The following is a 9997-nucleotide window of genomic DNA, read 5'->3' on the forward strand; positions in this document are numbered from 1 at the left end:
ACGCGATTTGGGCCGCCCGCACGGCCGGGCGGCCGCTCCAGGCTTTGAACAGTCCGGAAAGCCCCTTCATTTCAAGGCGTGAAGCCCCCCTCCTCGACCCACCGCTGCATCTGCGCGGTGGACGTCCGCGCCGTCAGCCCGCAGGATGAGATTCTCCGGACAAGATGCCCGGGGCGGATCGTGCTGATATTGTAGAATGACGGCGACACCCTTGCCGCTTTTGCTTTGCCAGCCGGCCATGGACCTGGGCACGATACATGGTCGGGGATGGCGACGCGGGGAATGGGGGAAAATCCTTGACTGTCCATGGACTTCAATCGCGGAGCCCCCCGGGGCCGCCCTCGTCCGATCGGGACGGGCTGGCGACTGGGATAGTCCGCCCATGGCCATGACGCACAGGAAGGTGCATTGGCAATGCACGGCGGTGATACCGTCGGTTACTCAACCTCGGCCAGCGCCAGCATGTCTCTGATCCTGATCCTCGACGACCGCGGCACCAATCGTAAGATCCTGGCCCAGCTCGCCGTGTCGGTGGAGCCGTCGGCGGAGGTCGTCACCTTCGGCAATCCCCTCATCGCCCTCGCCTGGATGGACGAGCACCGGCCCGACCTCGTCATCAGCGACTATCGCATGCCGCATCTGGACGGCGCCGAGGTGGCCGGCCGCATCCGTTCCAAGACCACGGGCGCCGACGTCCCGATCATCGTCGTCACGGCCTATAACGACCCCGTCTTCCGCCTGCGCGCGCTGGAAGCCGGTGCCACGGATTTCCTCATCTCGCCGGTCGACCATGCCGAGTTCCGCACGCGCGTGCGCAACCTCCTCGCGCTGCGCCAGCACCAGATCCACGCCCGCCAGCGGGCACAGGACCTGGCGCGCGACCTGGAAGCCTCGGAGCGCTCGCTCCACGCCATCGTCCGCGAGAGCCGTGAATCCCTGGCCCAGCTGATCGACACCGTGCCGGCCATGATCAGCGCGACCGATTCCGCCGGGAAGCTGATTTTCGTGAACGCCCGCCAGGCAACGATCGCGGGCTCGACCCCGGCCGCGCTCGTCGGCCAGGAAGCCCAGTGCATCCTGGGCGAGGGCCGCCTGGAAAAGGCGCTCGCGGCCGATGCGGAGGTCTTCACCTCCGGCCTCCCCATGGCCGGCTTCGAGGAAGAATTTTCCGACGGGCACGGTGGCTCGCGCACGCTCTTCACGACCAAGGCGCCGCTGCGCGACGGCGAGGGCCGGGTGATCGCGGTCGTCACCACCTCGATCGACATCACCGACCGCAAGCGCGCCGAGGAGCAGCTGCTCTATCTCGCGCGGCACGATGCGCTCACCGGCCTGCCCAATCGCTCGATGCTCAGCGAAAGGCTGCGCGACCGCTGCGTCCATGGCCGCCACGGCCGGGTGGGCGCCCCCTTCGCGCTGCACTTCCTGGACCTCGATCGCTTTAAGGCGGTGAACGACGCCCTCGGCCACGCGGCGGGCGACCGGATGCTGCGCGAGGTCGCGGCGCGGATCACCGAGGCCCTCGGCGAGGACGACATCGTGGCCCGGCTCGGCGGCGACGAATTCGCCATCCTGCAGGCCGGCGCCAGCTCAGCCCAGGAGGCCGCGCAATTCGCGCTGCGCATCCGCGACGTGCTGGAGCGCCCCTTCACCCTGCTCGGCCGCAGCGTCCAGATCTCGGCCAGCACCGGCATCACCCTCCATCCGGAGGACGCGACCTCCGCCGAGGAGCTCCTCCGGCTTTCCGACCTCGCCATGTACCGGGCGAAGTCCGAGGGCGGAAACGGCTACAGCTTCTTCGACCCGGCGATGGACCGTGCGGCGCGCGAGGCCATGCAGCTGGAGGCCGACCTGCGCAGCGCGTTGGTCCGGGGCGAGTTCGAGCTGATGTGGCAGCCCCAGGTCTGCCTCGCCACCAACCGCATCGTGGGTGCCGAGGGGCTGCTGCGCTGGCACCATCCCGAGCGCGGCCTGCTCGCGCCTGGCGCCTTCCTGGGCGCTGCCGAGGAAACCGGCCTCATCACCCCCATCACCGCCTGGGTCCTCCGCGCGGCGGCGCGCCAGGGCGCGGCCTGGGCACGGCTGAAGGGCGGCGGCATCCGGGTCTCGGCCAATATCTCGCCCTCGCTCTTTCGGCAGGCCGACGTCCGCGGCCTCGTCGCCGCGGCCATCGACGAGGCGGGGCTGTCGCCCGAGATCTTCGACATCGAGCTCACCGAGCGCGTGCCGATGGACGATCTGGAAAAGGTCGCGGCCACCCTGCGCGAGCTGCGCGAACTCGGTGTCTGTCTCTCGATCGACGATTTCGGGGTCGGCTATTCCTCCCTCGTCTATGTGAAGAGCTTCCCCGTCCAGCGCCTGAAGATCGATCGCTCCTTCGTTTCGCAACTGCCGGAGAACCATATCGACGCCGCCATCGTCGCCGGCGTCGTCTCCCTCGGCCACAATCTCGGCATGCGCGTCGTGGCGGAGGGCGTGGAGACGCAGGAGCAGCTGGACACCGTGCGCGCGCTCGGCTGCGACGAGATCCAGGGCTATTTCGTGAGCTATCCCGTCACCGCCTCTGCCCTGGAGCAGCGGCTGATCGAGGCCGACGCGCCGGTCCACGGCGCGTGACAGGCTGGCCGATGACGCCGGCATCACCCTCGCGACGACCACCGGAAGGCGCCCAGGGCGGCCGGCCATGAGCACGCCGTCCTCGCCCACGCCGCGCGCCCGCCTGTTCAGCTTCCGCACGCTGCGGGGGCGGCCGGACACCGAGCACGAGATGAGCTTCAACCGGCTCGCCTTCGCGCTCATCATCACCGTCTTCCTGCTGCTGGAGAACGCCCCCCGCCACACGCTGGAGGTCGTGGGCGCCTATTGGCTCCTCGGCCTCGCCATCTTCGCCCACATCCTGATCTTCCCGGCGGTCAACAACCCACGGCGCGTCTTCACCATGTTCGTGGACGTGGCGCTCCTCTCCTACGAGCTCCATGTCGGCGGCGAGAAGACCTCGGTCATGGCCTCGCTGTACCTCTGGGTGATCATCGGCAACGGCTTCCGCTTCGGCGTCACCTGGCTGCGCATCTCCCAGGCGATGAGCCTGGTGGGCTTCACCTGCGTCTTCCTCTTCACGCCCTTCTGGCGCGACCAGGTGCATCTCTCGGCCGGCTTCATCCTGGGCATCATCGCGATCCCGACCTATTCGGCCACGCTGATCCACAAGCTCTCGGCAGCCAAGGCGCAGGCCGAGGCGGCCAACCAGGCGAAGAGCATGTTCCTGGCCAGCGTGAGCCACGAGCTGCGAACCCCGCTGAACGCCATCATCGGCATGGGCGGGCTGCTGCAGATCTCGGAGCTGAACGCCGAGCAGCGCGAGATGGCCAGTACGGTCACCGACGCCGGCAGCAACCTGCTGCGCCTCATCGAAAGCATCCTCGACTTCTCCCGCATCGAAGCGGGGCAGATGCTGATCAAGCCTGCGCCCTTCGATCTGCCGGTCCTGCTGGACGAGGTCCGCCGGATGCTGGCCGCCACCGCGCGCGAGAAGGGCCTGCGCTATTCCTTTCACCTGACGCCCCGGACCCCCCGGCATCTGGTGGGCGACGTCTCCCTGACGCGGGAGGTTTTACTGAACCTGGTCGGCAACGCGCTGAAGTTCACCTCCAAGGGCGGCGTGGTGGTGGCCGTCGACGCGGAGGCCTCGAATACCGGGACCCGGCTGCGCTTCGAGGTGACGGATACCGGCATCGGCATCGCGCCCGAGGCCCAGACGCGCATCTTCGAAGCCTTCTCCCAGGCCGATGCCACCATCATCAACCGCTTCGGCGGTACCGGCCTGGGCCTGGCGATCAGCCGCCGGACGGCCCAGCTGCTGGGCGGCGAGATCGGCGTCGACAGCATGGAGGGGGTGGGCAGCACCTTCTGGTGCACGCTGCCCATGGAGGTGCAGACCGGGGCCGAAGAGGCCGCGCCGGGCGAGGCCGTCCTTCTCGCCCCCGGCACCTTGGAGCAGGCCGAGGCCTGGCGCGCGGCCGGGCTGCAGCTGCGGCCCGCGACTACGCTGGCCGAAGCCGTGGCGGCGCTTGAGGTGCTTCCGGCGGCCGTGCCGCGGATCCTGGTCGTGGATTCGGAGGCGCTGGCCATGCCACCCACCTCCCTGGCCCAGACGCTGGAGGCGCTGGATCCGAATGGCGCCTGGCGGACGATCCTGCTGGCGCCCGAGGGAACGGAAGGTCTTCCGGCGGTGCCGCTGCGCCGCGCCTTCCTCTCCGTATTGCCCCCTGCCCCGGCGGCCGCTCAGCTGGCGGCGGCACTGCGCTTGGCCGGCAGCGCGACACGAAGCCAAGAGGAAATGCTGCCGCAGCGGCTGCCGCGCCGCCGCCTCAACGTCCTGGTCGCGGACGACAACCGGGTGAACCTGCGCGTGGTCTCGCGCATCCTCGAGACGGTCGGCCACGAGCCCACCCTCGTCTCGGATGGCGAGGAGGCGCTGGATATCCTGGAGGAGCGGGAATTCGATTTGGTCCTGATGGACCTGAACATGCCCGGCATCGGCGGGATCGAGGCCGCGAAGCTCTATGCGATGCAGTCGCTCGGGCGCCGCACCATCCCCTGGCTCGCCGTCACGGCGGATGCGACGGATGAGGCGAGGCAGCGCTGCGAGGAGGCGGGCTTCGCGGCCTGCCTCGTGAAGCCGCTCACGCCGGCGGCGCTCCTGGCCGCCATCGACGAGCTCGACCTGCCGGACGAGCCGCAGCAGGAAAGGCCGAAGGAAATCGCGGCCATCGCGAGCCATCCGCGCTTCCGGCCGACAGGTCCCGTGCTGGTCGACCAGCGCGCGCTGGACGATCTGGAGCTGCTCGGCGGCCCCGAATTCGCGCGCGAGGTGGTGACCGAGTTCCTGGAAGACGCCGAGATCACCCTAGGCGAGCTGGCCCGGGCCGTGAGTGCCGGCGATTCCAGCACTTTCCGGGCGAAGGCCCATGCGCTGCACAGCGCGGCCGCCAATGTCGGCGCCCGCGCCCTTTGCGAGCTCTGCCAGCTCTGCCGGAACGTCGGGCCCGACGTCCTGAAGGAGCAGGGCCGCTCGATCGTCGACCGCCTCGCCACCGAGGTGGAGCGCGCCCGCCCGCTGCTGCTGCGGGAAGGCACGGGTAGCGGGATGGGCCAGCGGCGCAACTGACCTCCCCGCTCCCGCCGGTCTCCGCTAACGCAGCGGCGCCGCGTGAACGGGACCTCCGGCCGACGGGCCTGCTCGGGCCCCGTCGGCTGCCCTGCTCCGGGCTTTCCGCGTCTCGCCAAGGCGTCACTCCGCCGCCATGGCCACCGGCATCCGCACGCCGACTTCCGCCGTCAGGCGCTTCTCCTGAGCCTGGGTGAGGCGCAGCATCTTGCGGATATCCATGTCGGAAACGCCCAGCGCCGTCTCGGCCCAGATGTCCACGACGTCCTTGAGCTCGGGCAGCGTCACCGGGTTCACGCGGCGGCGGACGCGCAGCAGCGCCTGCTGGGCATTGTGCTTGCGGGTGCCGTTGGCGATGTAGTCGCGGACGGCCGCCTCGCCCTCGCCCGGCTCGGCCAGGACGTTCACGATGCCCATCGCGTGCAGTTCCTCAGCCGAATAGAGGCGGCCGGACATGATCATCTTCTCCGCCTCGAACTGGCCGATCCGGCGCGAAAGGAAGCTGTAGGCGCCCATGCCGGGGAAGAGGTTGAAGAGGATCTCCGGCAGGCCGAACTTCGCCTGGCGCTCGGCCACAATGACGTCGAAGGCCAGGGCGCATTCGAAGCCGCCGCCGAGCGCGTCGCCCTGGACGAGGGCGATGGTGATCACCGGGGCCTGGAACGCTTCCGCATTGCCGTGGATGGCCTCGACGCAGAGGTGGCCGTAGCGGCGCAGCGCGGTCAGGTCGCGGTTGCGGATCTTCTCCGCGAAGAGGGCGAGGTCGCCGCCGAGGTTGAAGATGCCCGGCAGCCGGCTGCCCATGACGTAGTAGCGCAGCGCCGTGCCGAATTCCGACCGCCGCTCGGCCGAAAGGGCATCACGGAGCAGGGCCTGCTGGGCCAGGATGTCCTGCAGCAGCTCCAGCGTGAAGCTCGGCTTCGGGCCGGGGCGCATATAGGCCCAGAAGCTCGCCGTATCGGCCTCGAGACGGGTCTCGAGCGCGTTGAAGCGGGCGGCCGCCAGAAGCGCGGAAGGATCGCCGAAGGAACGCGGGGCGGTCTGGGTTTCCGGCTGGGAGAGGAAGGTCATTTTGGAGCTCCATTTTGGGGGTGATCGGCAGTTGTGGCGGGTCCGAAGGCCGGCTGGCCGACGGACCATTTTAACCACGAACGCATCGCGCTTGAGTTGTAAACCGTGGCGACGACTCGCATCCGACGCGAGGAAGCCGATGGTTGAACGACGCGCGATGACTGACCGTTTTCAAGTCACCTGCAAAATAAGAAGCCCATGCCTCTGGCAATCTTCAGAAGATCGAACAGCTTTCCGACATCATTTCGATATCATAACGTCATATCTACATGGCTCCTGCTGCACGGATGGCGGGCATTCCCTAGCCCAAGGGCAGGGCGGCCATGTGAGACGGGCATGGTGCGCCGCACACGAAAAAGGCGGCGCCGGTTTCCCGACGCCGCCTTTCGCCTTCCGTAGCCGCTGTCCCGGCGCTCAGCCGACCGAGAGCCGGCGCTCGACGATCTGCTGCTTCATGCTCTTCTGAAGCTTCTCGAAGGCGCGCACCTCGATCTGGCGCACGCGCTCGCGGCTGATGTTGTACTGCTGGCTGAGCTCCTCGAGCGTGGTGGGCTCGTCCTTCAGGCGCCGCTCGATCAGAATGTGGCGCTCGCGCTCGTTCAGGGTGCGCAGCGCGCCGTTCAGCATGTCCTTGCGGTTGGACATGTCCTGCCGCTCGGCGAGCTCCTCCTCCTGGCTCTCGGTCTCGTCCACCAGCCAGTCCTGCCACTCGCCCTCGCTATCGGCGCGGACGGGGGCATTCAGGCTGTTGTCCGGCGAGGCGAGGCGGCGGTTCATGCTCACCACGTCCTGCTCCGGCACCGCGAGGGTCTTCGCGATCTTGGCCACGACCTCCGGCTGGAGGTCGCCTTCCTCGAGCGCCCCGATCTGGCCCTTGAGGCGGCGCAGATTGAAGAACAGCTTCTTCTGCGCGGCCGTGGTGCCCATCTTCACGAGCGACCAGCTGTGCAGGATGTATTCTTGAATCGCGGCGCGAATCCACCACATGGCATAGGTAGCAAGACGGAAGCCGCGATCCGGATCGAAGCGCTTCACCGCCTGCATCATACCGACGTTGCCCTCGCTGATGAGCTCGCCGACCGGCAGGCCGTAGCCCCGGTAGCCCATGGCGATCTTGGCCACGAGACGCAGATGCGAGGTGACGAGCTTATGGGCCGCGCCCTCGTCGCCGACATCGCGCCAGCGCTTGGCCAGGTTCAGCTCCTCCTCGGGGGCAAGCATGGGGAACTTGCGGATGTCCTGCAGGTAGCGGGACAGGTTGCCTTCGGGGGCCATGGGGATGCTGAGGGATGCCATAGAAAGCCTTCCATCTGCGTCGCGCCCCACCCCGTGACGGCGGCGGGTGCGCGGACTTGGAGCGATAACGTCCCCGGGGCCCTCCCGGCTGCATCCGCCCCGGTCACGGAGAGGGCGGTGGCAGCAGCCTGGATCTTCAGCGGCACCCCAGGGGTCTTACCAATGTCGTAGCCTTAGCCGGATCTCGCGTCTTTGTCCAGATAAACCGACCATTCTAGTACGGATAGGAAATCACTGGCCTTTGATGAGATCCGCGGCGTTCGACGTGGGGTTCCCGCCAAGCTGGGCGAGCAGGTCCTGCATGTCCTTCGGCGGATCCGAGCGAAAGGTTAGCGCCGCCCCCGTGACGGGATGGCGGAAGGCGAGCGACGTCGCGTGCAGGGCCTGCCGCGGGAAGGCGAGCAGGCTTTCGCGCAGCTCCTCGGGCAGCGCCTTACTCGCGGCGGGGGTGCGACGCAGATAGACCGGGTCCCCCACCAGCGGATGGCCGCGATGCGCCAGGTGCACGCGAATCTGGTGCGTCCGGCCGGTCATGAGCTTGCAGCGCAGCAGGGCGGTCGCGCCGAACCACGTCGTCTCGGTGGAATAGCGGGTAATGGCGTGCTTTCCCGAGGTGGCGCCGGCGGCCCCTCCCCGCGACCGCGGCTCCACCACGGCCATGCGCTTGCGGTCCGTGGCATGGCGGCCGATCGCGGCCTCGATCTCGTCCTTGGCCGGATTCGGCACGCCCCAGACCAGCGCGAGGTATTCGCGGTCGAGGTCGCGGGCGGCGAAGGCCTCGGAGAGAGCCTGGTGGGCCGGCTGCGTCTTGGCCACGACCATGATGCCGGAGGTGTCCTTGTCGAGCCGATGGACGATGCCCGGCCGCTTCTCCCCGCCGATTCCCTCCAGCTCCTCGCCCGCATGGGCCAGGAGCGCGTTCACCAGGGTGCCGTCGGCATTGCCCGGCGCCGGATGGACGACGAGCCCCGCCGGCTTGTCGAGCACGATCAGGTCCCGGTCCTCGTAGAGGATGTCGAGATCCATCGCCTGGGCTTCCGGTTTGGCGGGCACGGGCGATGGCGGCGAGATCGCGTAGAGCGCGCCGGCGCGCACGCCATGGGACGGTTCGGTCACCACCACGCCGTCGCGGGAGGCATGCCCCTGCTCGATCAATGCCTTGACGCGGGAGCGCGAGAGGCCGCCTATCCGCTCCGCAAGGAAACGGTCCAGGCGCATGCCCTGGTCGGATTCGAGCGCGGCGATCTCATGGGTCTTGGACAAATGCGGGCACTCAAATTCCTGGTTGTGACAATGGGGGTGCTGATCGTGGCCGGCACCGTGGCCCTCGTCGTGCTGCTCGTCCAGCGCGCCGGGCGCGGGGGTGGATCGTCCCTGCCACCGATGAGCCTCGAACTGCCGGCCGGTAGCCGGATCGTCGGAATCGCCGGGGCCGAGGGGCGCTTCGCCGTACTGGTGCAGCGGCCGGACGGCGACCGGATCGTGTTCCTCGACGCGCGCACCGGACGGCCCGTGGGTGAGGTCATTCCTGGCGCCGGAGTACCTGTGCGCTGACCCGGGCGCTGAAAATGCACAAACTTTGCCGCCCCCCGCTTGATCCCGGAAAGAAGCCCGACTAGAAGCTCGACACCGGCCACGTCCCTTTCGTCTAGAGGCCTAGGACACCGCCCTCTCACGGCGGCAACAGGGGTTCGAATCCCCTAAGGGACGCCAGCCGCCATCCTCCGGATCGGCGAGTTCTGGCCAACCACTCATCAGAAAAGTATCCTGCCCTCCCTACCGGTACGCCCCCTCGCGCGAATCCGTCGCGAGACCTTGCCTGACGCCCTGCCTCCCGCCACCTGAAGCGCAAGCTCGGGATTGTCGGGCGTCATCGATTCCTTCGGCTAGCATGAACAAAGCGTTAGCTTTAAGACGTCGCAACCCATCATTCGGACCCACTTGCTCCGGAGGCTCCCATGGCCCTTGCCGATCTGTTCCCCGCTTCCAGCGGGGTCCTGACTCTCTCGCCCTCCAATAAGAAGGAGCTGTTCGAGATGCTCGCGGCCGAGGTGGCCGCGCGGATCGATCAACCGCAGGAGCGAATCCTCGACGCCATCCTGGCGCGCGAGAAGCTCGGCCCCACCGCCCTGGGCCGCGGCGTGTCGCTGCCCCATGCGCGGGTGGACTGGCTCGACAATCCGGTCGCCATCCTGGCCCGCCTGACCCGCGGCATCGACATGGAGGCCCGCGACGGCGAGCCGGTCGATCTCGTCTTCCTGGTCCTTTGGCCGGAAGCCGCGTCGGAGGGTTTCCTCCCGGCCCTGTCCGGCATCTGCCGGGTCCTGCGCGACAACCAGCTTCCGCGGCAGCTTCGCCAGGCCCAGTCCGCCGACGAGGCCCTCGAGACCCTTCGGGCCGCCGAACGCGCCCAGGACTGACCGCCACGAGGTCCGCCACCTTCCGGCACCGCCTTGCGAGCGG

The 9997-nt window shown here is 68.5% G+C and carries 7 protein-coding genes and 1 tRNA gene; 5 read left to right on the forward strand and 3 right to left on the reverse strand.

Translation table 11 applies throughout. The features are described 5' to 3' along the window. Window positions 1-462: 462 nt before the first annotated feature. Window positions 463-2616 carry an EAL domain-containing response regulator gene (locus tag KHU32_RS18725; protein ID WP_213671696.1) on the forward strand — a complete coding sequence of 718 codons (2154 nt, stop codon included), beginning with the start codon at window positions 463-465 and terminating at the stop codon, window positions 2614-2616. 67 nt (window positions 2617-2683) lie between these two features. Next, window positions 2684-5167 (forward strand): ATP-binding protein, encoded by a 2484-nt coding sequence (locus KHU32_RS18730; RefSeq protein ID WP_213671697.1) that lies wholly within the window; start codon window positions 2684-2686, stop codon window positions 5165-5167. A gap of 123 nt (window positions 5168-5290) precedes the next feature. Here the strand turns inward: KHU32_RS18730 and KHU32_RS18735 are convergent, their stop codons facing one another. From KHU32_RS18735 to KHU32_RS18745, 3 genes are all read right to left on the reverse strand, one after another. After that, complete coding sequence (locus tag KHU32_RS18735; protein WP_213671698.1) at window positions 5291-6238, reverse strand: crotonase/enoyl-CoA hydratase family protein; 948 nt, start codon at window positions 6236-6238, stop codon at window positions 5291-5293. Window positions 6239-6652: 414 nt separating this feature from the next. After that, the gene (rpoH, locus tag KHU32_RS18740) at window positions 6653-7534 is read right to left on the reverse strand and encodes an RNA polymerase sigma factor RpoH (protein ID WP_213671699.1); all 882 of its coding nucleotides are present in this window, start codon (window positions 7532-7534) and stop codon (window positions 6653-6655) included. 231 nt (window positions 7535-7765) lie between these two features. After that, window positions 7766-8752 (reverse strand): RluA family pseudouridine synthase, encoded by a 987-nt coding sequence (locus KHU32_RS18745; protein ID WP_213672079.1) that lies wholly within the window; start codon window positions 8750-8752, stop codon window positions 7766-7768. Window positions 8753-8827: 75 nt separating this feature from the next. On the opposite strand from KHU32_RS18745, the gene KHU32_RS18750 reads away from it, so the two are divergent. The 3 genes from KHU32_RS18750 to KHU32_RS18760 all read left to right on the forward strand — a co-directional run bounded on the left by KHU32_RS18750 (window position 8828) and on the right by KHU32_RS18760 (window position 9954). Next, the gene (locus tag KHU32_RS18750) at window positions 8828-9088 is read left to right on the forward strand and encodes a DUF6476 family protein (protein WP_249681394.1); all 261 of its coding nucleotides are present in this window, start codon (window positions 8828-8830) and stop codon (window positions 9086-9088) included. Window positions 9089-9171: 83 nt separating this feature from the next. After that, a tRNA-Glu gene (locus KHU32_RS18755) sits at window positions 9172-9247 on the forward strand. A gap of 245 nt (window positions 9248-9492) precedes the next feature. After that, on the forward strand, window positions 9493-9954 hold the full coding sequence (locus tag KHU32_RS18760) for a PTS sugar transporter subunit IIA (protein WP_213671701.1): 462 nt from the start codon (window positions 9493-9495) through the stop codon (window positions 9952-9954). Window positions 9955-9997 lie beyond the last annotated feature (43 nt).

Source organism: Roseococcus pinisoli, assembly GCF_018413645.1.
Taxonomy (GTDB): Bacteria; Pseudomonadota; Alphaproteobacteria; order Acetobacterales; family Acetobacteraceae; genus Roseococcus; species Roseococcus pinisoli.

Bases quoted from the DNA above. Each gene is read 5' to 3' on its own strand.
- KHU32_RS18725 (WP_213671696.1), top strand. From the start codon at position 463: ATGTCTCTGATCCTGATCCTCGACGACCGCGGCACCAATCGTAAGATC.
- KHU32_RS18730 (WP_213671697.1), top strand. From the start codon at position 2,684: ATGAGCACGCCGTCCTCGCCCACGCCGCGCGCCCGCCTGTTCAGCTTC.
- KHU32_RS18735 (WP_213671698.1), bottom strand. From the start codon at position 6,238: ATGACCTTCCTCTCCCAGCCGGAAACCCAGACCGCCCCGCGTTCCTTC.
- rpoH (WP_213671699.1), bottom strand. From the start codon at position 7,534: ATGGCATCCCTCAGCATCCCCATGGCCCCCGAAGGCAACCTGTCCCGC.
- KHU32_RS18745 (WP_213672079.1), bottom strand. From the start codon at position 8,752: ATGCGCCTGGACCGTTTCCTTGCGGAGCGGATAGGCGGCCTCTCGCGC.
- KHU32_RS18750 (WP_249681394.1), top strand. From the start codon at position 8,828: ATGGGGGTGCTGATCGTGGCCGGCACCGTGGCCCTCGTCGTGCTGCTC.
- KHU32_RS18760 (WP_213671701.1), top strand. From the start codon at position 9,493: ATGGCCCTTGCCGATCTGTTCCCCGCTTCCAGCGGGGTCCTGACTCTC.